We start from the raw sequence: 26,398 nt of genomic DNA on the forward strand, positions 1-26,398 counted from the left end.
AACCCATCCCTATCGCGGCAGGCTGACATGGCCAGGGGCCCCCTGTCCCGTTCCGTCACGCCCGCCTCCCCACCAGGGGGCCCGGAGCCCACGCCTCTCCTACTTGTCGCGATCACTCGGCCCGCTCGCTCGTCGCCCAGGAGACCAAGCGAAGGAAAGCGTCGTGAATGAGGTTCTCCGATGGGTGGGCCGGCGCGGTGAGGGATTCATTGGGGTCGATTGTCGCCTTGGACCGCGAGACGTACGTTCGACGGAATGGGAACGGTGGCCCCATGCGGCCCCGGGCTCCTGGCGGGACGCAGTGGCGGGGCCCCACCTCGACTACGGCTTGGGAGAAGGCATGGATACGCTGACCCCTCAGGAGCGCAGCGAGCGCATGTCGCGAGTGAAGGGGCGGAACACGAAGCCTGAACTCGTTGTCCGCCGTCTCGTCACCGCGTTAGGACACCGTTACCGACTTCACTACGGCAAGGTGCCAGGGAAGCCCGATCTCGCGTTTCCTGGTCGGCGCAAGGCCATCTTCGTGCATGGTTGCTTCTGGCACCGGCATCCCGATCCCAACTGCCCCCTCGCGCGCCTTCCCAAGTCCCGCCTCGATTTCTGGCTCCCCAAGCTTGAAGCGAACCGGGAACGCGATCTGGCGAAGCGCGCGCAGCTTGAGGCCCTGGGATGGTCGGTCCTTGAAATCTGGGAGTGTGAGCTCACCCGCTCGCCAGAGCAGCTGACCGAACGGATCATGGACTTCCTGGGGCCGTCCCGGTCCACCATGAAGCATCTTCACCCGGATCGAGACGAAGCCCCTGCGGCTGGTGCGTGACCCCAAGCTGTAGCCCCGCGAACTGGATCACGGCGTGAACACGGGTGCACTCACTAGTGCGCGAAGCGCACTAGTTAATGGCGTGACCTGGGGTTTCGCGGTACCACGCCTCATGCATCGCGGGCTTCTTCGTCAGCCCGACCTTGTATGGACCCACGCATGGACTCGATTGAACTGTTCACGGGCGCGGGTGGCCTGGCTTTGGGAACGCACCTGGCAGGCTTCCACCATCGTGGTCTGATGGAATGGAACGACGACGCGTGCGACACCCTGCGACGCAACGCGAAGTCGAACGCCTTGCCCGGGATCAGCGGTTGGCGGGTTCATCAGACCGACGTGCGGATGATGTCCTTCGACCTCTTCGGCGAAGTGGACCTCGTCGCGGGTGGCCCGCCGTGTCAGCCCTTCAGCCTTGGTGGTAAGCACCGCGCCCAGGACGACAGCCGCAACATGTTCCCTGAGTTCGTCCGTGCCGTGCGCGAGTTGCAGCCGCGTGCGTTCATCCTGGAGAACGTGAAGGGTCTGCTGCGGCAGAGCTTCAGCAACTACTTCGAGTACATCAAGCTCCAGCTTGAATACCCGACCATCACCAAGAAGCGCGACGAGGAGTGGACCGACCATCGCAACCGCTTGGAAGAGGTGCGGACGAAGGGTCGACACCAGGGCTTGAAGTACAACGTGATCTCCGAGCTGTTGAACGCGGCCGATTACGGCGTTCCCCAGACCCGTGAGCGCGTCTTCGTCGTGGGCTTCCGTTCCGACACGGACCTGGAGTGGCACTTTCCGGAACCGACGCACAGCCTGGATGCGCTGAAGTGGGACCAGTACATCACCAAGGAGTACTGGAAGCGCCATCGGATCCGTGCGCCGAAGAACGAACCGGTCAGCTTGGGAGTGAAGCTGAGTGACCTGGAGCAGGGCGGGCCGTTCAAGACTAAGCCGTGGCTCACGGTACGAGATGCCATCGCGGGCCTTCCCGACCCCATCGCTGGCCGTGACGCGAAGGACGTCAGCAACCACCGCCTCAACCCTGGCGCGAGGACCTATCCAGGGCACACGGGCAGCCCCATCGATCTGCCCTCGAAAACGTTGAAAGCGGGCGTCCACGGAGTGCCCGGCGGCGAGAACATGATCGCATATCCGGATGGTTCGGTCCGATACCTCACTGTTCGGGAGGCGGCGCGCATCCAGACCTTCCCCGACACTTGGCTCTTCGAAGGTTCTTGGTCGGAGGCAATGCGGCAACTGGGCAACGCCGTTCCCGTGAGCCTCGCTTCGGTCGTGGCCAAGAGCGTGGCGGCGAAGTTGAATGCCAGCGATGAGCACTGACGAGTACAATCCACTCGACTACGCCAACCTGACGAAGAACTGCGTCGACGAGCTGATGGACCGGGGCCCATACACCCTGGAGCTGGACACACCCTTCGAGGGAGCTGGGGTCTACGCCCTCTTCTACAAGGGGAAGCTGGGCATCTACGCCCCCATCAGCTCCAAGAAAGCGCAGTGGCCCATCTACGTGGGTAAGGCTGTCCCTGCTGGAGCCCGAAAGGGAGCCAAAGAGACCGGAGCCTCTCGCTCACTTTACTCTCGCCTCCGCCAACACCGCGAATCCATCAAGGCCGCAGACAACCTCGACCCCAATGACTTCCTGGCCAGATACCTCGTGGTGACGCCACTTTGGATCACCATGGCCGAGCGCTTTCTTATTGAGCACTACCAACCCGTTTGGAACGTCTGCATCGAGGGCTTTGGCAACCACGACCCAGGCTCCGGACGTCATCAAGGAGAGCGCAGTTGGTGGGACACGCTTCATCCCGGCAGAGGTTGGGCGGAGAGGCTTGTCACCAGTCGTAAGCAGAGCGACGCGAAGAAACGCTTGAGCGAGTTCCTGACGAGTCATCGTCCCGGAGCGAAGATGCCGGCGCTTCGAAGCGACCCCGGCTTGTTCACCGAGGACGAGGAGTAGGGTCTCCCGAGAGACTCAAACCATCCATATGCAGCAGATCGCTTCGGTGAATGCCGCCCACTTCGAGATCGACATCGTTCGAGCGCTCGCTGATCAACTCATCGAGAAGTTCGGGCAGCTGTCGGTAGGACCTCTCACTGAAGAAGCCATCAAAGCCCTGGAGCCAAATCAGGGCGTTTACCAGCTCTTCCTGAACAATGAGCTTGTATACATCGGCAAGGCGGGCAGCCTGCCGACTCGGCTCTTCGACCACCTGACAAAGATAGATGGGCGTCAGAACATTAGCGCGAGCCAAGTTGGATTCAAGTGCCTCTACATTCATCGCAACTGGACGGCCCTCGCACCGGAAACATCCCTGATCGACTATTACCAAAGCCAGGATGTTCGTGCGTCAGCTTGGAACGGGAATGGATTTGGTCCCCACGATCCTGGGCGCGAGCGCGAGACCACGAACAAACAACCTGACGGATTTGACGCTATCTATCCAATCAAGGATGCATTCCCCTGCTCCTGGATAGAGGCAGGATCTTGGCCCGTTCTTAAGCTCTTGGTGTCACTGAAACGGGGCTTGCCGTATCTCCTTCGCTATGAAGCCGAATCCTCGTACGTCAAAGGCCACCCTGATTTCATTGGCGTTACGCTCAACGTGCCCAGGACGAACATGGCCGCGCGAGAATTGCTCTCGCTTATCGCTCAAGCCCTTCCTGGTTGGCAGGCCACCGTGTTCAAGAGCCATATGATCCTCTACAAGGAACACCGTAGTTATAATTTCGGCGTTCGACTCTGACCGAGGACATAAATCATCACGCGCCATCCCCGTCGACATTGAATTCAGTGCACCGGCGCGGGCCGCGACGCCGGGAGCTCCGGACGCGCGGGAGGCGCAGGAGACACGGCGGGCGCCTGGAGGGACACCGCCAGGGCGGGCATGCGCTTCAGCACGTTGCCGGTGATGAGCCGCATGTCCCGGCCGCCCTTGGTGAAGAAGGTGTAGCCCCAGTTCAGCATCACGGAGGCGCGGTTGCGGAAGCCGATGAGGTAGGCGATGTGCACGCCCGCCCAGACGCACCACGCGGGAAACCCCGACATGCGCCACTTGTCGAAGAGCAACCCCACCGCGTAGCCGCGGCCAATCACCGCGAAGCTGCCCTTGTCGTGGTAGCGGAACGCGCGCAGCGGCTTGTTCGCCAGGCGGCAGCGGATGGTCTTCGCCACGTGCCGCCCCATCTGCATCGCCGCCGGCGCGATGCCCGGCACCGGCTTGCCGCGTTGCTCCACCGCCGCCACGTCGCCAATCACATACACGTCATTCAAGCCCGGCGCCGTGAGCAGCGGCGTCACCTGCACCCGCCCCGCGCGGTCCAGTGGCACCTCCAGCGAGCGCACCAGCGGCGACGCCGCCACGCCCGCCCCCCACAACACCGTGCGCGTGGCGATGCGCTCGTTCCCGAACGTGACGCTCTCCGCGTCGATGTCCGTCACCATGGCCCCGGTGCGCACGTCGACGTGCAGCTCCTCCAGGTCGCGCTTCGCCCGCTCCGACAGCTCCTCCGGATAGGTGTTCAGCACGCGCGGCAGGCCCTCCAGCAACACCACTCTCGCCTCGCGCGTGTCGATGCGCCGGAAGTCCTTCGGCATCGCATGCCGCGTCATGTACGAGAGCGCCCCCGCCAGCTCCACGCCCGTGGGCCCCGCGCCGATGATGACGAAGGTCATCCACTGACGCTGGCGGACAGGGTCGGACTCGCGCTCCGCGGCCTCGAAGGCCGCCAGCACGCGCTCGCGGATGCGCACCGCGTCCTCCAGCGTCTTCAGGCCGGGTGCCACGTCCGCCCACTCCGGGTGCTTGAAGTACGAGTGAGACGCGCCCGTGGCCAGCACCAGCGAGTCGTAGGGAATCTCCCCGCCCTCCACGACGAGCACCTTGCGGTGCGTGTCCACCGACTTCGCATCCGCCAGCAGCACCTCCGTGTTGCGCGAGTGCAGCACGGTGCGGATGGGCGCGGAGATGTCCGACGGGTTCAGCACCGCCGTCGCCACCTGGTACAGCAGCGGCTGGAAGAGGTGGTGGTTGTAGCGGTCCACCACCGTCACCCGCACGTCGCGAGCCTTGCCCAGGGCCTTCGCGGCCTGAAGCCCGCCGAAGCCCGCCCCCACGATGACCACGTGATGCCTGCTGTCCCGAACGCGTTCCATGGCGGACAAGGTGCGGACGCATGACGCGCCCGGCCAGCATCCGCTGTGCCTTGGCTGCCTGGCGGCTCGGGAACGGATGCCCGGCCGCTCCACGGCCAGGCACCTGGAATCCGGACGCGGTGGATCAGCCCGCCTTGGCGGTGCCCTTCGACTGGTGCCAGGCGGAGAGCACTTCCTTCTCACGCTCGGCGGGCAGGCCCGCGCGCAGCTTCTCCTGACGGTCCGCCGGCAGCGTGTGGAACCAGGTCAGCGTGTCGCGCACGGTGTCCGCGAGCGACCGGGTGACGAGCCCCGCCTGCGTGGCCTTGGCGATGCTCACCGCGCCGACGCCGCTCTCCGGCCCGGTGCGCGGCACCCACGCGGGCATGTCCCCGAAGGCCGTCACCTTGTGCTGTTCCAGGAACGCGCTGTCCACCCAGGTGAAGCGCGCGTCGCTCCCGGTCGCCTCGCGCAGGGTCTCCAGCATGCCCTTCATCTTCATGGGCTGGACCGGGCCGGTGACGTTGAAGATGCCCATGCTGCGGCGCTCCACGTTCCGGATGATGAACGCGGCCAGGTCGCGCGCGTCGATGACCTGTACCGGGTCCTCGCCGTCGCCGGGGGCCAGCACCTCGCCGCCCTTCGCCACGCGCAGCGGCCAGTAGGTGAAGCGGTCGGAGCCGTCATCCGGCCCCACGATGAGGCCGGGGCGGATGTTGAGCGTGCGGCCGGGCAGCGCCGTCTCCGCGGCCTTCTCGCAGAGCGCCTTGAGCGGGCCGTAGCTCTCCTCGCCCACCTCCTCCGTGGTCTCGTCCGCGAGGGTGGCCACGGCGTCGGACTCGTTGAGGTCCTTCTTCGTCATCTCCTTGTAGACGGAGACGCTGGAGATGAAGACGTACTGCTCCACGTTGGGCGCGAGCAGCTCCGCGGACGCCTTCACGAGGCGCGGCACGTAGCCGGACGTGTCGATGACCGCGTCCCACTTGCGGCCCGCCAGCGCCTTCAGGCCCTCGCCCTTGTTGGGGTCTCGGTCGCCCTGGAGCTTCTCCACGTCCGGGAACAGGCCCGGGTTGGTCTTGCCACGGTTGAAGAGCGTGAGCGTGTGGCCGCGCGCCTGCGCCACCTGCACCAGCGCGGGGCCCAGGAACCGGGTGCCGCCCAGGATGAGGATGTTCAGGGGCTTGCCCGGGGCGGTGTCCTTGTCATCAGACGCCGAGCCTGGGCCCGCCTTGGGGGACGACGCACAGCCCAACACCTGGACCGCGCCCAGCGCGGCCGCTGCTTGAATCACGCCTCTTCGGGTCAGCTTCATGCCGTGGTTCCTCCAGGAAGGCTTGTCTGCGGAAGGGTTTCAGCGGCGCGCGTGCGCTGCTGACGCGCCAGGTACAGGGCCACCGCGAGCCACAGCGCGGCCACGGGCACGGCCGCCAGCGACAGGCCCGTCATGCCCAGGCCCAACGCGGTGAGCCCGCCCTGCAGCCACGCGCTCAGCGTGTCACTGCCGCGGTACACCACCGTGTCGATGAAGCTCTTGGACTTGTAGCGGGCCTCGCGGTCCACCGTGGTGAACAGGATTTCGCGCGACGGACGCTCCAGCGCGTAATGACTCGCGCCCCGCAGCGACTTCACGGCGATGAGCACCGTCAGCACCGGCGCGAACGCGAGCACCCCAAAGCCCACCAGCGTGAGCACCGGCGCCACCGCCATGGCCACGCCCAATCCCAGACGCGAGATGACCCGCCCGGTGACGAGCGTCTGGATGGCCAGCGTCAGCACCTGCACCCAGAAGTCGATGTCCGCGAACGCCGCCGTGCGCGACGCCGCGTCCTTCGCCAGGGACGCGACCAACTGCACCTCCTGGTAGTACAGGAACGTGGAGGTCGCCGCGTACAGCAGCACCTGCATCCCCAGCGCGAGCAGGAACGGCGACGTCACCAGGAGCCTCAAGCCCGCGAGCATCCCGCCGCCCACCGGCCCCTCGCGCGTGGCGGGCTGGTGCTGCACGTCCCTGGCCCAGTGGCCCAGGCGGCGCACGCACTGCGCGCTCACCTCCAGCATCACCGCGGACACGAGGATGAGGTTCACCGGCCCCACCGGCTCCGCAAGTCTGCCCACCAGGAACGGGCCGACAATCATCCCCGTGGTGCCACCCGCGGCGATGAAGCCGAAGAGCCGCTTGCCCTGGTCGCTGGCGAACACGTCCGCCATGAAGCTCCAGAAGATGGAGACGACGAACAGGTTGTAGACGCTCAGCCAGACATAGAAGGCGCGCGCCACGGACTCCTTCGCCACGCCCCATTTGAGCAGCGCGAAGAAGACCAGCAGGTTGAGGAGGAAGAAGCGGTAGACGCGCGGCACCACCACCCGCCGGGGGTAGCGAGCCACCAGCGCGGAGAAGGCCGGCACCGCCAGCAGCATCACGACGAAGGTGACGGTGAAGAGCCAGGGCAGGTGCTTCACGTCCCCGGCGGTGCCCATCTCGTTGCGGATGGGCCGCAGGATGGCGTAGCCGCACATCAGCGTGAAGAAGTAGACGAACGCCCCGAGGACCGCGCCTACCTCCTCGTCACGGACGTCCACGAAGCGCTTGAGCATGATGGCGGCGCCCTCAACGCCACGGCTGGCAGGCTATTCCCTGTCTGCCAGCCTGTGGAGGAAAGTGGCTACCGGGCCGTGAGGATTTCACGCACGGTGGCCTCCACGCGAGGCATCGCCTCCTCGATTTCGGCGACGGAGGTGGCGCCCACGGAGAGGCGGAACCAGCCGGTGTCCTCCGCCAGGCCGAACGCCTGGAAGGGCACCACGGCGAAGCGGGCCTTCTCCAGCAGGCGCTTGCGGATGGCGTCGTTGGTGGCGAGGCCGTCCTTGCCCACCACGTCGAAGCGCACGGTGAGGTAGATGGCGCCCTGCGGCGCGATGGCGTCCACCGGCAGGCCCGCGTCCTTCATGCGCTGAAAGCCCTTGTAGAGGGCCTCCAGGCGCTGGTCGACGCGCTGACGCATCGTCGTCAGGAAGGACTCGGTGGCGGGGACGTCGTCCAGGTAGCGCGCGGTGGCGACCTGTTCGGCCTTGGGGGCCCAGGCGCCCACGTGGCCCAGCACGTCGCGCATGCGGGAGATGATGGTGGGCGCGCCCACGCCCCAGCCCACGCGCACGCCGGTGGCGGCGAAGGCCTTGCTGATGCCGTCCACGAACACGGTGTACGGCGCCATCTCCGGCACCAGCTCCACGGGCGTGACGTGCTTCTTGCCGAAGTTCAGCACCCAGTAGATGTGGTCGTACATCAGGATGAGAGGCTTCTGGCCGCGGCCCTCGCGCGCGCGGTTCTCCTCGACGATGCGCTGGCAGATGGCGCGCAGGGCCTCCGGGTCCAGCATGGTGCCGGTGGGGTTGAGCGGGCTGCACAGGCAGAGCAGGCGCGCGGACGACAGGTGCGGCTCCAGCTGCGCCAGCGTGGGCATGAAGCCCGCCGATGCCTCGGTGGTCACCACCACGCTCTTCGCGCCCAGCATGTGGGCGTAGTGGTTGTTGTTCCACGACGGCACCGGGTAGACGACGACGTCGCCCGGGTCGAGCACCGCGCGGAAGATGGCGTAGATGACGGGCCGCGCGCCGCCCGCGATAGTGATGCCCTCCAGCGGGTACTTCAGACCCAGGGAGCGCTCGTAGAAGCGCTGCACGGCCTGGCGCAGCTCCAGCACACCGTCGGACGGCGGGTAGTTCGTCTCACCGCCCTGGAGCGCGGCGCCAATCTGGTCGCGCAGGCCGTCCGGGATGGGGAACTCCTTCGGGTTGAAGTCCCCCACGGTGAGGTTGCACACCTTGTTGCCCTTGGCCACGAGCTCGCGAATCTCCGCGGCGATGCGGAGGATTTCACTGCCCACGAGCCCACGCACCATGGTGCTCACGGTGGTGTCATCGCGAGAGGGACGCGGGAGGGAGGTCAGGTCAATGGCCATGGTGCGGATCTCTCCAGTGCACGAAGGGGGGCCGGGGGGACGCGGCCCGGCGGACCCTATACGCAACGGCGCCGGGAAGGCGCATCTTCCATGGTCCTGGGGCACGCGGTGTGCGAGGACTCGGGAAGTCCCCGGCTGACGGGGTTTGACGGGAGGAATCGGATGCGTCTGCGACTGGGAATGTACGTGCTGGGAGTGGCGGTGGGACTGCTGGGCCAGGGCTGCCAGAAGCAGGAGCCCCAGACCGTCCCCATGGACGTACCGGCCGCGAATCCGCCCGCCAACACCCTGCCGCGCGAGGGCCCGGCCGCCACCGCCCCGGTGGTGCACCAGGTGCTGGACGTGAAGGAAGACGCGGGCAAGCCGGCGTCCACGGCGGAGGCAGCGCCGGACTCCGGGAGCGCGGCGGACGCGGCGTGGACGACGGCGACGGTGGAGAGGCCGCGCGGCGAGCCCCCGTCCATCACGCTGCGCTCGGTGCGCACGGGGACGCACGCGGACTACGACCGCACGGTGTTCGAGTTCGACGGGCCGCGCCTGCCGGGCTACCAGCTGGGGTACGTGAAGACGCCGGTGCAGCAGTGCGGCTCCGGCGACGACGTGAAGACGCCGGGACAGGCCGCGCTGGAGGTGCGCTTCACGCTGGCGCGGGCGCACGACGACCAGGGGCAGGCCACGGTGGCGCAGCGCTCGCTCAAGCCCGCGCTGCCGACCCTGCTGGGCCTGGAGCGCGTGTGCGACTTCGAGGGCGAGGTGACGTGGGTGCTGGGCACCGCGCGCCGCGCCCCGTTCCGCGTGCTGGAGCTGAAGGACCCCACGCGCCTCGTGCTGGACGTCCAGCACTGAGGCGACGGGAGGCGGCTACTTCTTGGGCGGCTGGGCGCGCTTCTTCGCGATGAGGTCGCGCGCGTCCTTCTCCGAGTCGGCGAAGTCCACGTCCACCGTCCACTTGCCGGTGAAGTACAGGGCGAGCATCAGCGCCTTCGCGCCCGCGCGCTGGAGCGGGCCCGTGCCCAGGTAGACGTGGCCACGGAACCACTCGGCCTTCGCCTGCGCGACCAGCAGCTCGCGCGAGTCCTTCTCGATGCTGGAGTTGGACACGTCGGAGATGACGAACACCGGTCCGTTCTTCGAAACCTCCTGACAGATTTCCAGCACCTTCTTCGAGTCCTCCATCTTCGAGGGCCCGTTGAACTTCATCACCAACAGGTCCGGCGCCTCGAAGTACGCGCGATGCGCCCCGAACTCCCACTCACGATGATTCGCCACGCGGTCCCTGCCTCACACGGATGAAGAATTGCGCAGACCCGATAGCATCGAGAACGATGATTTCCAAGGAGAGTGCGGAGTCCCGCTCTGTGTGAAGTGAAGCCTGCTGAGGGTGACAGCGACCGCTCAAGTCGGGTCGTGCGCGACGTCTGTCCTTGCTGACCCGGGTCGAGCACGGGCGCGGTAGGAGGAAGGCGTGACGCCGAAGCGGGTACGGAAGCGGCGGATAAATTCAGACAGGTCGCCAAAGCCACACGCGAAGGCGACGTCCGCGATGCGCTCACGGTCCGTCCGCAAGCGTTCAGCGGCGAGTGTCAGGCGACGGCCGAGGATGTAGCTGTAGGGGCTCTCTCCCACCACCTTGCGGAAGGTGCGCAGGAAGGGGTGGCGGCCCATGCCCAGCTCTTGCGCGAGCACGCCCAGGGAGAGGGGCTCCACGAGCCGGGCCTCCATCAACCGGAGCGCCTCCGCCATGCGGCGCTCCTCGGTGGCGGTGATGGGGCGGGCGGAGCCCTCGTGGATGCCGCTCAGCGCCGCGCCCGCCATCCGCAGCGCCATTTCCTCCGCGCCGCGCGAGCCCGGCTGCTCGGCCAGCGCCTGGACGTCCGCGATGAGCGGTGCGAGCCGTTGGAGGGGAGGCAGCCGGTGCTTGGGAAAGTCCGTGCGCGTCACGCCCGACAGGTCCCTGGCCACCTCTTCCATGAGCTCGGGTTTGAAGTGGAACGCGATGCAGCGGTCACCCACGCCGTGCTCGTGGCCGCAGCAGAAGGACGTGTGCTGTTCCCCGAGCAGCAGTGAGCCGGGCGTCAGCAGCACGCGTCCATTCCGGGAGCGGTAGGTGAAGCTCCCCGACAGGACGGCGGAGACGGACACCCAGGTGTGCTGTTCCTCGAAGACAGGGTCCCTGGGACCGGAGCGACAGACGATCTCGCTCACGCGCCATCCGTCCCCGGAGGCCAGCCGGCGCACCGTGGTCAGGTCCACTTTCCCCAAGTCGGCCAAGGTCCGTCCTTCCATCCTGCCCCGCATATCCAACGGGGTGACCGAATCATGGCGATGGAGGCAACGGCAGTCACGCGGGAGCTCATCTGGCGGCGCGTGATGGATGACCTGGGATTCGAGCATGCCCGCGTGAGGCGCGGGAAGGAGGGCACGGAGCTCTCCGGCTTGATCCTCGTCGCGGAGCAGGGGTCACCGCTGAGGGCGGAGTATTCGGTCGTCTGTGACAGTGCGTGGCGCACGCGCCGGGTGAGCGTGACGCAATCGTGGCGCGGCGAGCACCGGACGCTCACGTTGGAGCATGACGGAGAGGGCCACTGGCGGAAGGACGGCCGGGTCGCGGAGGCGCTGAAGGGCTGCACCGATGTGGACCTGGGCCTGAGCCCCTCCACCAATGCGCTGCCCATCAACCGGCTGCGGCTGGGCGAAGGCACCAGCGCGGAGATCCGCGCGGCGTGGGTGCGGTTTCCCTCGCTGGAGGTCGTACCCGCGCGGCAGGGCTACACACGCGCGGGCCCCACGCGCTACCGCTACGAGAGTCTGGAGAGCGGCTTCAACGCCATGCTGGACGTGGACACGGACGGGCTGCCCATCGAATACGCCGGCATCTGGCGCAGGCTCGCGGAAGGGCCCGCCGCCCCCGTGTCCCCGGCGCAGGCGTTCGTGGAGGCACTGGTGAGTCCAGGCCCTTCGAGCGAGCTGGGGGACGCGGCGGCCACCTTCGGCTGGTTGGCGGGAGGCTGGGCCGGGACCATCCAGGACCATGACCCGGACGGGAGCGTCCGCCAGAGCCAGGGCGAGTGGTGGTTCCACTGGGTGCTGGAGGGACGGGCCCTGCAGGACGTGTTCATCGTGCCGTCGCGGCACGCCCCCGCGCAGTCAGGTCCCGGTGCGAACAAGCGCTACGGCACCACGGTGCGCACGTTCGACCAGGCTGGAGGCAAGTGGCAGATCACCTGGATCAGTCCCACGGGTGGCGCCATCAACCGGTTGTCTGGAGGACGGGATGGGGACCGGCTCGTCCTGCTGGGCGAGCACCACGGGAAGCCCATCCGCTGGAGCTTCTCCGACATCGGCCCGGACCGCTTCACTTGGCGCGGGGAGATCCAGGAAGCCGACGGGCAGTGGAAGCTCCAGTCACGCTTCGACATGCGGCGCATCACCTGAAAAACCTGTCCGACTGTCGGACAGGTTCGAGCCGCGCGTCCCCGTCGGGGTGCGACTCACCGCACGCCGCTTCGCAGTCGGGCAGCAGCGGCGTCCAGCCGGGTCAGCAACTCCGCGTGACGGGCTCGGGCTTCGGATCCGCCCGCGCGCAGCGCCATGGCGAGCACCTGAGGCAAGTTGAGCGCGGCCCCCACGCGCAGCCGCTGCTGGTAGTGCTCGGCCCAGTCCGCCGGGATGCGCAGCGACCAGTTGCGCGCGTCCACGGAACCCGGCGCGTTGTACGTATCCGGCATGCCCAGCAGGTCCGCGAAGAACACCATCACGCTGCGCGCACGGCTGGCGAACAGGTCCGCGAACTTCGCCTGCGCGAGCAGCCCCGGGTCCTCCGCCAGCTGACGCGCGAAGGCCTCACGCCCCTCCGCATCGGGATGCAGCCGTTCCGCGAGGTAGTCCGCCTGGGCGCGCAGCGCGTGCTTCCACTGCCATTCGGAGACCAGCCGCCAGAGTGACTTCGTGTCGTGGTTGCCCACCATCACCCAGTCCTCGGGGGCCACGTTCTCGCTGCGGTACACGTCCGCCGGGTTGTTCAGGTCCGCCTTCTGCGTGACGCGGAAGCGGCCCAGACCATCGCGGGCCATCACCCGTGACAGCTCATACGGCAGCGTGCTCAGCACCTCGCACAGCACGTCCTCTCGGGCCCGGCCATGCGCCCGCGCCGTGCGCACCACGGAGTCGAAGAGGATGGCGTACCGAGCCACCTGCTCCTCCGTGAGCCCCTTCACCCACCCATCCGCGTAACGCGGCACCGAGCGGTCCAGCTGCGCCGAAGCCACGATGGAGTACCGCGCCAGCGCCGGGTGGTCCGGCAGGTCCGGCGACGAGAACAGCCGCGCCCCACCCTGCACCGCGCGCAGCGGATCCGCCGAGCCCGCGCGGTACACCCAAGGGCACACGAGCCCGTGCGGGTGGTCGATGCGCAGCCCGTCGTACTCGGAGAGCATCTTGCCCAGCCGCGCGTCCATGTAGCGCAGCACCTGCCCAGGGCCCGAACCGTCCGGAGCGATGTACTGCTCCGGATCCAGCACCGGGTAGTTCCACGGCTGGCCCTCCGGATTGGTGCGGCTGGGCGGAGCCCCCATGAGGTACGCGCCCAGGAACAGCCCCTGCCGCGCCCACGTGTCCCGAGGCGAGAAACCAATCTGGAGGTCCCCATACAGCTTGAGTCCCCAGGCCCCCGCGCGCACCCGCAGCAGCCCATGCTGCTCGTACACGAGGAACTGGCGGAAGGCGTACTGCTCCACCGCATCGGCTTCGACGGTGAGCAACTCCCGGATGCGCGCCTCCGCCTGCGTCTCTTCGCCAGCACGCGGCGCGAACAGGCGCCCATCCAACGAATCCGCCCAACCGCGCCAGTCATCCGGCGTGTGATGCCGAGCGGCGAGCACGTCGAAGAGCGCATCCCGCTCCAGCCACTCCCGCTGCTCCAGGCGGAAGTCCGCGAAGCGACGAACCAGCCCTGGCTCCCGGGTGCGCCGGAAGGTGTCCCACGCCTCCTGGAGCGCCAGCGCCTGGCCCCGGCACGCGGAGGAGTACCGGGCCTCCGGACCCACGTCCTCGGGTACTTCGGAGACGAGCCGCGCCAGGGTGTCCGCGGACAGCAGTGCGCCCCAGGGTCCATGCGGATCCGTGAGCGGAGCGAGCGCCACGTTCAGTGTGTTGCGCGAGAACAACGTGCCGTCATACGGCGACGGGTTGTACGCGGTGGTCTGTCCCTGCGGCCCCAGCTGGATGCCGGTGAAGCCCAGGTCCCGAGCAAAGGCGAGGAAGCGCGCGGCGCCCTCGGAGTACGGAGAGCCGCGCCCCAGGTCCTCTCCGGGGAGGCCGGGGAAGCTGGGGTCATGGATGCTCAGGACCCAGCGGGTGACGCCCAGTGCCTCCAGGGCTTCGGTGACGAGCGAGCGGTGCGAATCGGGCAGCGGGGACAGGAGCTCCACACTCCCGACCCTATGGCCCTCCGCGCGATGCGCCAACCGTTCCTTGAGGGTGACACGAGCATCTTCTCCGCGTCACTCCTGCCGGGCCTGCGGGTGGGGCCGGGGCTCGCCGCCACCGTGCGCTGGCCCGTGGGCCTGGCCCCTCGCCTTGAACACCCGGCGCAGCTTCCCCGTCATCCACGCGCGACCGTCCGTCAGGATTTCATACACCGTCGGAATCACCAGCAGCGTGAGCAGCGTGGACGTGATGACGCCGCCAATCACCGCGCGGCCCAGCGGCGCCCGGAAGTCGCCACCCTCACCATGTCCCAGCGCCACCGGCACCATGCCCGCGATGAGCGCGAAGGTCGTCATGATGATGGGCCGCAAGCGGATGCGCCCTGCTTCGATCAGCGCCTCGCGCAAGGGCATGCCCTTCTCGTGCTGCCACTTGGCGAAGTCGATGAGCAGGATGGCGTTCTTCGCGACGATGCCCATCAGCAGGATGACGCCGATGAGGCTCATGATGTTCAGCGTGTCCCCCGTCACCACCAGCGCCAGCACCACGCCAATCAACGACAGCGGCAGCGACACCAGGATGGCCAGCGGATCGATGAACGAGCCGAACTGGATGACGAGGATGAGGTACATCAGCATCACCGCCACGCCTAGCGCCAGGAACACCCGGCCGAACACCTCCTGTTGATCCGCGGACTCGCCGCCCGTGGACACCTCGTAGCCCGGCGGTACCTTCACCGCCTCGAGCCGCGTCTGGATGCCGTTCATCACCTCCGACAGCGACCGTCCCGCCACGTTCGCTTGCACGTTGATGACCTTCTCGCGGTTCAGGTGGTCAATCTGCGCCGGGCCCACCGTCTGCTTCACCGACGCCACCTGTCCCAGTGGAACCACCACCGGCGCGCCCGTGGCGCTGGTGCCCACCACCAGTGGCAGCTGCGACAGCTGCGATGGGTTCTCCCGGAACTGGGGCGCCAGGCGCACCATCACGTCGCGCGTCTCGCCAATGGGGTCCACCCAGTCGCCGGAGTCCAGGCCCGCGAAGGCCGGCCGCAGCGACTGCGCCACCTGGCCCACCGTCACGTTGAGCTGGCCCGCGACACCGCGGTTCAGCTCCACCTCCAGCTCCGGCTTCTCGCCGCGAGTGGACAGCCCCACGTCCACCGCGCCCGGCACCTGCTTCACCTCCTTCATCACCTGCTGCGCCAGCTGGTTGAGCCCCTTGGACTCTGGCCCACGCAGCTCCAGCTGGATGGACTTGATGGCCCCGCCAAAGCCGCTGGTGAACACCGACACGTTCGCGCCGCCCACCGCGAGCAACTCCTGACGCAGCGTCTTGCCCAGCACCTCCTGGCTCGCCTTGCGCTCCGTCTTCGGCTTGAGCCGCACGTACACCAGCGCCTGGTCCACACCCGGCGAGCGCAGCGGCAACGGCACACCGATGGTCGTGTACGTGTACGCGACCTCCGGATGCTGGCGCGTGAGGCGGGATACCTCCTCCACCTTGCGCCGCGTGTAGTCCAGGCTGGAGCCTGCGGGCGTCTCCACCAGCATCTCAATCTCCGCGCGGTCGCTCACCGGCACGAAGCCCGCGCCGCCGAAGACGCCTTGCAGCGCCACCGCGCCCACCAGCGAACCCACCGCCAGCAACACCATCGCGAGCCGGTGGTCCAGCGCCCACGCGATGACGCCCTTGTAGCGGTCCGCCTGCCGGTCGAACCAGTGATTGAAGCGCTCCAGCCCGCGCGAGATGAAGTTGCGCCGCTCGCCCTTCTCCACCTGCGGGTCCGGCCAGTACGCGCTGAGCATGGGGTCCAGCGAGAAGCTCACGAACAGCGACACCAGCACCGAGCACGCGATGGTGAGCGCGAACGGCTTGAACCACTGACCCGCCACGCCGTACATGAACGCCACCGGGACGAACACCGCCACGATGGAGAACGTCGTCGCCGCCACCGCGAGGCCAATCTCGTTCGTGCCCTCGCGCGACGCCGTGTAGTGGTCCTTCCCCATCTCCACGTGCCGCACGATGTTCTCGCGCACCACGATGGCGTCGTCGATGAGGATGCCGATGGCCAGCGTCAGGCCCAGCAGCGACATCGTGTTGAGCGTGAAGCCGAACGCCCACACGCTCACGAACGACGCCAGCACGGACACGGGCAGCGCCAGGCCCGTAATCACCGTGGAGCGCCATGAGTTGAGGAACAGGAACACCACCAGCACCGTGAGCAGCGCGCCTTCAATCAGCGCCTGCTGCACGTTGATGACGGAGTTCTCCACGCGCGTGCCCGCGTCGCGGACGATTTCCAGCTTCGCGTTGGCGGGCAGCCGCTGCTGGAGCATCTTCACCCGCTCGCGCACGCCGTCCGCGACCTCCGTGGTGCTGTGGCCCTTGGACTTGATGACCTCGATGCCCACCGCCTGCGCGCCGTTGTAGAGCGACAGGGTGCGCGGCTCCTCGGTGCCGGCGAACACGTCCGCCACTTCGCCCAGCCGCAGCGTGCGCCCGTTGCGCTCCGCGATGGGCACCTGCGCGAAGTCCTCCGGCGTCTCCAGGCGGCCCTTGAGCCGGATGGTGCGCTCCTGCAATTCGGTGTTGAGCCGGCCCACCGGCGCCGCCAGGTTCTGCGCCTGGAGCGCCGCCACCACCTGCGCCACCGACAGGCCCGCCGCCTGGAGCGCCGCGGGCCGCACCTGCACCGTCATCTCCCGGTCCACGCCGCCCACCACCGTGGCCTGCGCCACGCCCGGCACCGAGCGCAAATCCCCCACCACCAGCGGATCCGCGATGAGCGACAGCGCGGGCACGTCCAGCGCGTCCGACGTCAGCACCAGCGACACGATGGGTTGGTCCGCCGGGTCGAAGCGCGTGAGGATGGGCTCCTCCATCTCCTGCGGCAGGTCCGCGCGCTTGCTGGAGATGGCGTCGCGGATGTCCTGGGACGCCTCCTGGATGTCCTTCTCGAAGTCGAAGAAGACCGTGAAGTTCGCCAGGCTGTCCGTGGAGCTGGACGTGGTCTTCTTCCCGTCCACGCCGGAGATGGCGAAGATGGCGTCCTCGATGGGCTCGACAATCTCGCGTTCCACCGTGTCGGGTGAGGCCCCTGGGTACGCGATGGTGACGTTGATGACCGGCTGCTGAACGTCCGGGAACTCGTCCGTCTCCAGGTTGAAGAGCGCCACGATGCCGAACACGACGAGCACCACCATCGCCGTGATGGTGACGATGGGGCGCTTGATGGCGAAGTCGGAGATGAACACGGACGACTCCTGCGGTGCTTCAAGGGGTGGAGAGGTCTGGCGTTACTTCGCGGGTGCCTGGGCCGGAGGCGTGGGAGTCCCGGCCGCGGCCGGAGCCTGCGAGGGGCCACTGCCGCCGGACGCGTTGCCCGCGCCGCCCACGCCCTGCTGGGCTTCCGGTGGAGAAACCGGCCGCTGCTTCTTCGGCCCTTCCGGCGCGGCGGTGAGCTTCACGGGCGTGCCGTTGGTCAGGTCGCGCGCGGAGCCGAGCAGCACCACGTCCCCAGCCTTCAACCCCGAGCGAACCTCCACGGCCTGCGCCACGTCATCCCGCAGGCCCAGCGTCACCGCCACCTCCTCCACCTTGCCGTTGGAGATGCGCTGCACGGTGGGCGGCTCCTGGCGCGTGTCGAGCGCGTCCACCGGCACGGCCAGCGCCTCTTTCGACTGGGACGCCACGCGCCCCAGCGCGAACAGGCCGGACAGGAGCGTCTGCTCGTTGTTGGGGATGCCCACGTAGATGCGCACCTGGCCCGTGGCGGGGTCCACCGCCGGGTTGATGCGCTCCACCTCACCCTTGAAGGCGCGGTCCTCGTAGCCGTTCACGCGGAAGTCCACGGGCGTTCCGACCTTCACCTGGCCCAGCTGCGCCGCGGGCACGGAGGCCTCCAGCCGCAACGTCGCGGGATCCACCACGACGAAGAGGGGCGCGCCCGGCTGGACGATGTCGCCCGCGTTCACCTGCCGCTCGCTCACCACGCCCGTGAAGGGCGCGGAGACCTTCGTGCGCGACAGCTGATCCTGCGCCAGCTTCAGCTGCGCCTGCGCCTGCGCCAGCTGTCCCTCCGCCTGCGTCCGTGTGAGCTGCGCGCGTTCGAAGTCGCGGCGGGTGATGACGCCCTGTTTGACCAGGGTTTGATTGCGCTGCTCATCCGTCTTCGCCACCTGCAAGGCATTGCGCGCCACGCGCAGGCTGGAGCTGGCCGCCAGCACCTGCTCGCGCAGCGTGTGTTCCTCCACTCGCGCCAGGGGCTGCCCCTCCTTCACCGTCTGGCCCTGGTCCGCCATCACGTCCAGGATGCTGCCCCCCACCTCCGCGCGGACGCTGGCCAGCCGCCGCGCCTGGAGCGTCCCGGAGATGACGGGACCGTTCTCCAGTTTCTGGGGCTCCACGCGCACCACGTTCTCCGGTCCCAGCGACACCACCGTCGGCGCGGTGGGCGCGGCGGCCTCCTCGGAGCGCTGTCCGCATGCGCCAGCCAACCAGACAACGGCCAGCACGGCTCCCCACCGTGAACCCGTGCGCCGGGCTCGAAGACCCGCTGTCTCTTCGGTGCGTTCCACGGCCTGCCTCCCCGGCCCCCAGGGGCCATTGGCCCTGGAGTTCCACCCGGGGGCGGTCCCCGGGGCCGGGTAAACGTGGTGCCGCCCCCCCGGCCGGGGAAGTCGTGCCACCACCACCCGTGAACCTGGAGAACACGCACGGCCCGTCCCCCTGACAGGCGGGGAGACATGCGGACGGCGGCTGGAAAGACGACGGCCTCCGTCCCACGCGAAGGGACGGAGGCCGCGTTTTCTTCACATCCGGACGAGGCTCAGTGGACGCTCGGCGCGGCGGTCACGAACGCCGTGGTGAGGCAGCTCTGGTTTGCCATCTGGTCCAGGAACGTCTGGCGCGCCAGCACCTCGTTGAAGGTGCGCACGGGCGTCCCGTCCGCGCGGTCCGGCACGGTGAGCGCGCCGCTGAGGAACGGCGACAGCGCGCCGGTCCAGCTCACGTGGGTGAAGTTCGTGCCCAGCTCGTCACCGTGGCAGCCGTCGCAGGTGTTGAGCGAGAAGACGTGCCGCGCCTGGCGGTTGGGGATGGCGGACGCCGGCAGGCTCCAGAACGGCGGGGTGGCCACGGGGTTCGTCACCAGGGCGCGGCCCGAGCGGAAGGTGCCACCGGCCCACGGCAGCGGAACAGAGTACGTGCCCGAGATGATGGGCCCTGTGTTGGCGTTCACGTACGCCGGGAACAACGAGGTCTGCCGGGTGCGGTCCGGCGTCTGGGCCACGGTGTGGCTGTTGAGCAGCCCGAGCGCCGGCGGCGGCGTGGTGGAGTACGAGTTCGGGTTGATGGAGCCGTTCCAGAGACGGAACTCGCGCAGCTCCCACGGGTGGGCCAACCAGTCGTCGTTGGTGCGCACCTGGTTGATGGAGCTGCGGTTGGGCTTGCGCGGGGACAGGTCGCGCTTGGCGAACTGCTCCGTCAGGGCCTCCAGCGCCGCGTTGTACGACGCGCTGCCCAGCGGCAGCCCGGACAGGGCCTGCCACTGCTGCGCGTAGGTCTTGATGTTCACGCAGCCGGTCTTGTCCACCCCGTACTCCAGGATGACCAGGAAGGGCACCGTGTAGCAGCTCGACCCCGTGCCCGTGGTGGCCGCGAAGATGAAGCGGCCCTCGCCCGCGCTGCCCGCGCCGTAGGCCGGGTTGCTGCCGGCCAGGTCCAGCCGGTTCACGATGGCGATGAGCTTGAACGGCGACCTCGCCAGGTTCAGCTCGCCGGAGGACAGCTTCGGCCAGGGCCCGATGAGGTTCGCCGCGATGGACGTGCGCGGCGGGTTCACGAAGCCGTTGATGGTGCGCGGCTGCTCCCACTGGCGCAGCCACTCGCGCACGAAGGTGGTGGGAGCCACGCCCGTGAAGGGCTGGTTCGCCATCTCCGTCATCAGGTAGTTGAACGTCCACTTGCCGTTCGGGTTGCCCACGCCGGTGCACGGGTCATACGTGCGCGTCGTGTCGTTCACGACGCCGGGCGCGCGGATGATGAGCGAGCGCGCCGGGTCCACCAGCGACGCCAGACCAATGGGCTGGATGGGCACGGGCTGGCCCACCGGGAACTGCGTGCTCAGCGCCGTCACCGGCACGGTGGCCACCAACTGGCGGTTCTCGAACACGGCCGTGGTCAGCTGCGTCTGCGACTGGGACTGCGCCTGGGCAATGCGCTGCTGCTGGGTCTGGAGCGCCACGAAGTCGAACGTGCCGGAGGCCGTGAAGAGCAGGTCCCCCGCCACCGCGTCGCCACCCTGGCCGTCGTCGCGGAACGTCAGCTGCTGCGCACCGTCCGCCATCGAAAGCGTCCCACCGCGGAACGCCTCGTTCTCCGAGCGATTCGACTTCAGCTTCAGCTGGAACACCGTGGCCGTGGACTTGCTGGCCGCGCCCTGGGGAATCGCGAAGAGGGACTCCACCACCGGACGCGCTTCGTCCCCCTCCAGGGCCTGCAGGGTCGTACCAAGCGCCACCTCCAGGTTGCCGGACGGGTCCACGGCCTGGGCGGAGGAGTCCGCCTGGGGCGCGGAAGGCGCGGGAGTCTCGGACGTCTCCGGGGCGGGCTGGCCACAGCCCACCGCCAGCGACGAGGCCAGGAGCGCGAACGGCAGACGCTTCCGGGAATGCTTCCACAATAGGGACAGCTCAGGCTTCATGGGGCGTGCTCCACTCACGACGGGGTGACCGCGACGACAGCCTCGCGATGGGGCGCCCTCCCCCTCACCGTGCGCGGAACCCCGGACACACCGGTCCCGTCCCCCTCCGTGAATGCGGAAAACGCCCCATGCCCCTCCGGTCCTTGCGACGCGGAGGCGAATGGAGCGTTCTCATAACATGAAACACTGACTTTCATCGACTTCCAGATTTTGTAACCTAGTCCGTTACAAGTCTGGGATTGCTGTAGCCGGTGAGGCTACAAGCCGCTGACCCCGTAGGGCGACTCGCTGATGAGGCGGGTGCCGGACTGGAAGTGGCTGGTGCTGCCGCAGTCAGGGATGGGGTTGAAGCCCGAGCACGTCACGGGCGCGTGGGCGCGGGTCTCCGAGGTGAAGCAACGCGCGCCGGCCTCATTCCACTCGGCCTCCGTGCTCCAGGACTCGGTGTCCGTCTGGACGCCCACGCCGTCGTAGAGGTTGACCCACTGGCCATCGGTGGTGTGCGACGCGCCGTCGCCACAGAAGTCCGCGCGAACCATGCGGGTGCAGGCCTGGTGGTGACCCGCGAGGCTCTGGCCGTTGACGGTGGCCCAGGGCTTGTAACCAAAGTGCATGCACTTCGCGATGGCGGCGCCCTCGCAGGCGAAGGTGAAGGCGGTGGCGTCCTCAATCTTCTCGCCGCCGCCCGCCACGCCCTGGAGGTAGTTCCAGCGGCCGGCCACGGCGATGGCGGAGAGCGCCCCACCGTTCGCGTCCTGGCACACGGAGTTCCAGCTGCCGTCCGAACCCTGGTAGGAGACTTGGTAGGACCACAGGTCGCTGTCGCCGCCGCTGCCCTGGGTGATGCTGTCCACGCGCACGGGCAGGGTGGAGCCGTCGCCCAGCTTGCCGACGAAGCGGGCGCCATTGAAGCCCATGCCCGTCACGGGGTTGGGGCCGTCCAGGCCGACGAAAGCCGAGCCCTGCAGCCGCACGTTGGTCAGCGCCTTGCCGGAGGCGGAGGTAGCGCCCGCGTACGCCACGGACACCAGCATGCTGCCCAGCTCGCCGTTGTTCAGGTTGCGGCCGTTGAGGTTGCGGCCGTTGAGGTTGCGCCCATTGGGCGAGACGACCTCCGCCACCTGCGTGCGCAGGGAGGGAGCCTCGGGCTCCGACGATTCCGTGCCACAGCCCACCGCCACGACGGCGAGACACGCCGCGAACACTCGCTGCAACGTCCTCATCTGGATGCCCCTTCCCTGCCCCGACCCCGACCCGCACCGCGTTACAGGGCACAAGGTCAGTCCGGTGTGCGGGAGCGGCAACCACACGAGGCCCATCCGGGCACTTGCAGCGTCCAGTGGCTTCCAGTTGGAGCAGACCCCAGGGCGAGGCCAGCGGTTCCCGGGGGGTTCCAGTGTCCGGTGGCGCTCAACCGCCGGACACGGGCGCGTCCGCGCACACGCGCAGGCCCACCGTGACGTCGCGCAGTGAGGGCTCTGGCAGCTCGCGGTTGGAGGACCGCGCGCTCGTCACGTTGAAGGTGAAGCTGCCCCCGCGAGCCACCGGGCGGCCGGGCTCCAGCCACGAGCGGGTCCACTCCCAGACGTTGCCGGCCATGTCGTCCGCGCCGAAGGGACTGCGGGACGCGGGATGGCTGCCCACGACGTCCGGGCCGAAGCCGCCCGGATCCTTGCCGTAGGTGACGTCCACGTTGGCCTCGTCCGGCCCCAGCCGGTTGCCGTGGGGATACTCGCGACCGTCCACGCCGCGCGCGGCGCGCTCCCACTCCAGCTCCGAGCACAGCCGCGCCCCCGGCACCTGGCCGGACGTGGACAGCCACGTCACGTAGGCCTCCGCGTCCGCGAAGTTGATGCCGCTGACGGGGAACTGGCGCCAGTCCTGCTCCGTGCGCTGCGAGCGCCGCGCGTACCGCACGGGCTCGCCCGTCCGCGCCGTGTAGCGCACGCCGCCGGGCTGGAAGCGAAGGCGCCAGCCATTGCCGTCCGGCTCCAACGCCAGGCCCCCGGCGTAGCCGCCCGTGCCCACGCTGGGCTGGCGCGAGGCGCGCTCCGCCGCGGGCAGGGCCGCCAGGTACTGGAGCCAGTCCGCGTACGTCGTCTCGTGGCGGGCGATGAGGAAGCCCTGCACGGGCACGGTGTGCAGCGGGGTGGCGTTGAAGAAGTCGCGCACGCTGGACTCGGCGGCGCTGCCGAAGCGCACGTCGCCCGGGGGCACGTACACGAACCCCGGAGGGAGCGCCCCCTCGCGGACGAGCGGCAGGACGACGTTCCGAGACTCCCCGCGCGTCAGGAGCAGCGGCTGCACCGACGCCTCGTGGCCCGGGGCGCGCACGGTGAGCTGGTAGTTCCCTGGAGGCACGGTGAGGTTGGCCCAGGGGAGCGCGCCCGGGGACGGCAGGGGCTCGCCCACGACCTCCGGACCCGAGGCCTCGCGTGAAACGGGGCGCAGCTCCGCGGAGGCGCCGGGCGCGTCCACCTGGAGGGACAGGTGCGCGGGCGTGTTCCAGCGGTTCCAGCGCACACCGTCGGGGTCGTAGAGGCGCAGGCGCTGGAGCAGCGCGGGCAGCACGGGCTCGCGCTCGCTTTCGGCCCACAGGGCGCGCTCGTAGAGGAAGTCCGCCAGCGCGTCGCGCACGTCGGTGCGCGTGGGGGCCAGCGCCAGCGCGCGCTCCAGCTGGTCCGCCACGGCGTCGAAGTGGTGGGACAGCTGTCCGGCGTGTCCCGCCACCTTCGCCCAGCTCCGGTCCCCGTCCGCCTTGTGGCCGGTGTCGTAGAGCTGGAAGGCCTCCGCGCGCTCGGCCTGGAGCGCGTCGCGTTCACGGCGCACGGCCTCCAGCTCCGATCCGGCCGAGGCCAGCTCGCCACGCACGCGCACGTCGAGGATGCGGCGCTCGCGCCACTGCAGGCCCGCGTACACGAGCCCCAGCGACGCGAGGAAGCCCAGCACCAGGCCCACCTTCAGGCGGCGGCTGCGCACGCCCGTGCTGCGCGAGGTGCTGAGGAAGGACTGCTCACGCTGGGTGAGCTCGGACGGCTCCAGGAGCTCCGTCTCCGCCAGCTGGCGAGGGCCCCAGAGCGACTCGCGCGCATGGCCCAGGCGCTCCCACTGCGCGGCGGCGGCCTCCAGGCGGGCCTGCACCTCGCGGCGCTCGCCCGCCTCCACCAGCCAGCGCGCCAGCGTGGCCCACCCGGTGAGGAGCGCTTCATGGGCCAGTTCGTACGCGGTGCCGCCCTCGCCTTCACGCGCCACGAGCAGGCGCGCGCGCACCAGTGCCTCCAGCGCGGCGCGGTAGCGAGGGTCGTCGCCCACCAGCTCGCGGTCCGTCTTGCGCGCACGGGTGCCATCCGCCGTCACCAGGCGCAGCATCACGCCGCGCGCCGCCGAGCGCTGGTCGGGCAACAGGCGGGCCACCGCGGCGTCGGCATGCCGGGCGAGCGCACCGGACACGCCGCCCAGCGAGTCCAGCGCCGCCTGGGTCATCACGCCACGGGACTCGTCGCGAGCGTCCCACAGCTCCGCCAGCGCGAACTGGAGCAGCGGCAGGCCGCCGTCGGAGGCCGCCGTGGAGGCGACGAGCGCGTCCACCACGTTCTCGGACTCGAAGCCCACGCCCTTCACGCGCGCGGGGCCGACGATGGCCTCGCGAGTCTCCTCCGGGGTGAGCGCGCGCAGGAGGAACAGCGCGTGCGGCACCTCCGGGCCCAGGCCGGGCACGGCGGTGAGGCGGGTGAGGAAGTCGCTGCGGCCGGTGGCGAGCAGCCGCAGTCCCCCGGCCGCCTCCGTGAGCGACCCCAGCGCGGCGCCCGCGAGCGCGGCCTCCTCCGGCGGGGACAGCGTCACCAGCTCCTCCAGCTGGTCCATGTAGACGAGCAGTCCGCCCTGCGTGCCCAGCTTCGCGCGCAGCCTGCGGCCGAGCGACGTGGGGTCCTGGCGCAGCGTCTCCGCGAGCGGCTCCTCGTCCACCTCCAGCACCGGCGCGAGCGCCACGGCGAGCGCGGACACGGGCCTGCGTCCGGGCACGAGCCGCGCGGTGCGCCAGCGCCGGCCGTCCTCCAGCGTGCCGTCCATTACGGCCGGGAGGATGCCCGCGAGGCACAGGGACGACTTGCCCACGCCGGAGTCGCCCGTCATCAGCAGGAAGGCCTCCGCCTTGAGCCGCTCCAGCACGGCGCGCTGTTCGCGGCGGCGGCCGAAGAAGAGGCCGCGGTGCTCGGCCTCGAAGGCGCGGAGGCCACGGTAGGGATTGCCCTCCGGAATGACGGCCGGAAGCTCCTCGCGCGTCAGCGCCTCCAGCGCGTCGAGCAGTTGCGCGGCGGACGCGTGGCGCTGGGCGGGGTCGCGCTTCAGGCACTTGTCGATGGCGGCGGCGAAGCCCGGGTCCACTGACGAGGCCACCTCCTGGAGGGGGCGCACGTCGCGGGTGCGCACGGCCTCGGACAGCTCGCGCCAGGGCACATCGCGGAAGGGGCCCCGGCCCGCGCACAGCTCGTAGAGCACGACGCCCAGTGAGTACACGTCACTGCGCGCGGTGAGTTCCTCGCCGGCCCAGGCCTCCGGGGACATGTAGTAGGGCGTGCCCACCAGCGCGCCGCGCGGCAGGGACGGCAGGAAGACGCCGTCCAGCGAACGGGCGCCGAGCGCGGGGCTGGCTTCCGGATCCCAATCCGCGGGCAGCTCCGGCGGAGGCAGGGGCGCACGAGGCGGGGTGGGCTCGCTGGCTTCGGCACGGTCGAGCAGCTTGGCCAGGCCGAAGTCGAGCAGCTTCACTTCGCCGCTCTCCGTGAGGACGGCGTTACCGGGCTTGATGTCGCGGTGGAGCACGCCCCGGCGGTGCGCGGCGCCCAGGCCCCGGGCCAGGTCCCGCCCGATGCCCAGCGCGCGCTCCCAGGACACGGGCCGGGCCAGCCGGTCCAGGCTGACGCCCCGGATGAACTCCGAGATGAGGTACGGCTGATCCTCCAGCTGTCCCACCCGGTACAGGGTGACGACGTTGGGGTGCTGGATGCGGGCGGCGGCGCGGGCCTCCACCAGGAAGCGCGCCAGCGCGTTGGAGCCCAGCGACGGGATGAACTTCACCGCGACGGGGCGCTCCAGGAGCGTGTCGTGCGCCAGGTACACCCGGCCCGTGCGTCCCCGTCCGAGCGGCCGCACGATGCGGTATTCGTCGAACTCCTCGGGAGGAGTCCACGCGTCAGGTGGAGAAGACGAGGCGGGAGAGCCCACCAGGGTTGCCTACGTTTCCCGCGTCCGGGGGTCAACCGGGGGGCCCGCGGGAGCCCGTCCCGGCGCAGGGTACCGCACCCGAGTGTCCACCCATGGACACCGCGGGGCGGCGCCTGGGG

General features: G+C 69.2%; 18 protein-coding genes. 6 read left to right on the forward strand and 12 right to left on the reverse strand.

Annotated features, from left to right (window positions below):
- Positions 1-340 precede the first annotated feature (340 nt).
- The 4 genes from D7V77_RS10755 (at position 341) to D7V77_RS43235 (ending at position 3,570) form a co-directional block, all read left to right on the forward strand.
- Entirely contained in the window at positions 341-817 is a 477-nt protein-coding gene (locus D7V77_RS10755) for a very short patch repair endonuclease (RefSeq protein WP_120576177.1), read from the forward strand.
- 159 nt (positions 818-976) lie between these two features.
- On the forward strand, positions 977-2,146 hold the full coding sequence (locus D7V77_RS10760) for a DNA cytosine methyltransferase (protein ID WP_120576178.1): 1,170 nt from the start codon (positions 977-979) through the stop codon (positions 2,144-2,146).
- Positions 2,136-2,783 (forward strand): Eco29kI family restriction endonuclease, encoded by a 648-nt coding sequence (locus tag D7V77_RS10765; RefSeq protein WP_158624375.1) that lies wholly within the window; start codon positions 2,136-2,138, stop codon positions 2,781-2,783. Before D7V77_RS10760 ends, D7V77_RS10765 begins: the two co-directional genes overlap by 11 nt.
- A gap of 28 nt (positions 2,784-2,811) precedes the next feature.
- A complete protein-coding gene (locus tag D7V77_RS43235) occupies positions 2,812-3,570 on the forward strand; it encodes a GIY-YIG nuclease family protein (protein WP_147452037.1) in 759 nt (252 codons plus the stop codon).
- A 44-nt stretch (positions 3,571-3,614) separates the two neighbouring features.
- Here the strand turns inward: D7V77_RS43235 and D7V77_RS10770 are convergent, their stop codons facing one another.
- The 4 genes from D7V77_RS10770 to D7V77_RS10785 all read right to left on the reverse strand — a co-directional run bounded on the left by D7V77_RS10770 (position 3,615) and on the right by D7V77_RS10785 (position 8,917).
- Positions 3,615-4,949 carry an NAD(P)/FAD-dependent oxidoreductase gene (locus tag D7V77_RS10770; RefSeq protein WP_120576179.1) on the reverse strand — a complete coding sequence of 445 codons (1,335 nt, stop codon included), beginning with the start codon at positions 4,947-4,949 and terminating at the stop codon, positions 3,615-3,617.
- A 154-nt stretch (positions 4,950-5,103) separates the two neighbouring features.
- Entirely contained in the window at positions 5,104-6,270 is a 1,167-nt protein-coding gene (locus D7V77_RS10775) for an NAD-dependent epimerase/dehydratase family protein (protein WP_120576180.1), read from the reverse strand.
- A complete protein-coding gene (locus tag D7V77_RS10780; protein ID WP_120576181.1) occupies positions 6,267-7,553 on the reverse strand; it encodes an NTP/NDP exchange transporter in 1,287 nt (428 codons plus the stop codon). The genes D7V77_RS10775 and D7V77_RS10780 overlap by 4 nt, the downstream gene beginning before the upstream one ends.
- 68 nt (positions 7,554-7,621) lie before the next feature.
- Complete coding sequence (locus D7V77_RS10785) at positions 7,622-8,917, reverse strand: pyridoxal phosphate-dependent aminotransferase (RefSeq protein ID WP_120576182.1); 1,296 nt, start codon at positions 8,915-8,917, stop codon at positions 7,622-7,624.
- A 162-nt stretch (positions 8,918-9,079) separates the two neighbouring features.
- Between D7V77_RS10785 and D7V77_RS10790 the strand changes: the two genes are divergently transcribed.
- On the forward strand, positions 9,080-9,763 hold the full coding sequence (locus tag D7V77_RS10790) for a hypothetical protein (RefSeq protein ID WP_233596803.1): 684 nt from the start codon (positions 9,080-9,082) through the stop codon (positions 9,761-9,763).
- 15 nt (positions 9,764-9,778) lie between these two features.
- Here the strand turns inward: D7V77_RS10790 and D7V77_RS10795 are convergent, their stop codons facing one another.
- The gene (locus D7V77_RS10795; protein WP_120576184.1) at positions 9,779-10,186 is read right to left on the reverse strand and encodes a hypothetical protein; all 408 of its coding nucleotides are present in this window, start codon (positions 10,184-10,186) and stop codon (positions 9,779-9,781) included.
- 126 nt (positions 10,187-10,312) lie between these two features.
- Complete coding sequence (locus tag D7V77_RS10800; protein ID WP_158624376.1) at positions 10,313-11,188, reverse strand: AraC family transcriptional regulator; 876 nt, start codon at positions 11,186-11,188, stop codon at positions 10,313-10,315.
- A 48-nt stretch (positions 11,189-11,236) separates the two neighbouring features.
- On the opposite strand from D7V77_RS10800, the gene D7V77_RS10805 reads away from it, so the two are divergent.
- Complete coding sequence (locus D7V77_RS10805; protein ID WP_120576185.1) at positions 11,237-12,352, forward strand: putative glycolipid-binding domain-containing protein; 1,116 nt, start codon at positions 11,237-11,239, stop codon at positions 12,350-12,352.
- Positions 12,353-12,408: 56 nt separating this feature from the next.
- Here the strand turns inward: D7V77_RS10805 and D7V77_RS10810 are convergent, their stop codons facing one another.
- From D7V77_RS10810 to D7V77_RS10840, 6 genes are all read right to left on the reverse strand, one after another.
- Entirely contained in the window at positions 12,409-14,346 is a 1,938-nt protein-coding gene (locus D7V77_RS10810; protein ID WP_199733764.1) for a 4-alpha-glucanotransferase, read from the reverse strand.
- Between the two features lie 72 nt (positions 14,347-14,418).
- Positions 14,419-17,604, reverse strand: coding sequence for an efflux RND transporter permease subunit (locus tag D7V77_RS10815; RefSeq protein ID WP_120576186.1), 3,186 nt, complete (start codon positions 17,602-17,604; stop codon positions 14,419-14,421).
- Between the two features lie 42 nt (positions 17,605-17,646).
- Entirely contained in the window at positions 17,647-18,927 is a 1,281-nt protein-coding gene (locus tag D7V77_RS10820; protein ID WP_120576187.1) for an efflux RND transporter periplasmic adaptor subunit, read from the reverse strand.
- Positions 18,928-19,178: 251 nt separating this feature from the next.
- Positions 19,179-21,053 carry a hypothetical protein gene (locus D7V77_RS43670; protein WP_158624377.1) on the reverse strand — a complete coding sequence of 625 codons (1,875 nt, stop codon included), beginning with the start codon at positions 21,051-21,053 and terminating at the stop codon, positions 19,179-19,181.
- Positions 21,054-21,310: 257 nt separating this feature from the next.
- Positions 21,311-22,276: an ADYC domain-containing protein gene (locus D7V77_RS10835; protein ID WP_120576189.1), complete on the reverse strand. Its 966-nt coding sequence runs from the start codon at positions 22,274-22,276 to the stop codon at positions 21,311-21,313.
- Between the two features lie 187 nt (positions 22,277-22,463).
- Complete coding sequence (locus D7V77_RS10840) at positions 22,464-26,279, reverse strand: SUMF1/EgtB/PvdO family nonheme iron enzyme (protein ID WP_120576190.1); 3,816 nt, start codon at positions 26,277-26,279, stop codon at positions 22,464-22,466.
- Positions 26,280-26,398: the final 119 nt, after the last annotated feature.

Source organism: Corallococcus sp. CA041A (assembly GCF_003612075.1).
GTDB lineage: Bacteria > Myxococcota > Myxococcia > Myxococcales > Myxococcaceae > Corallococcus > Corallococcus exiguus.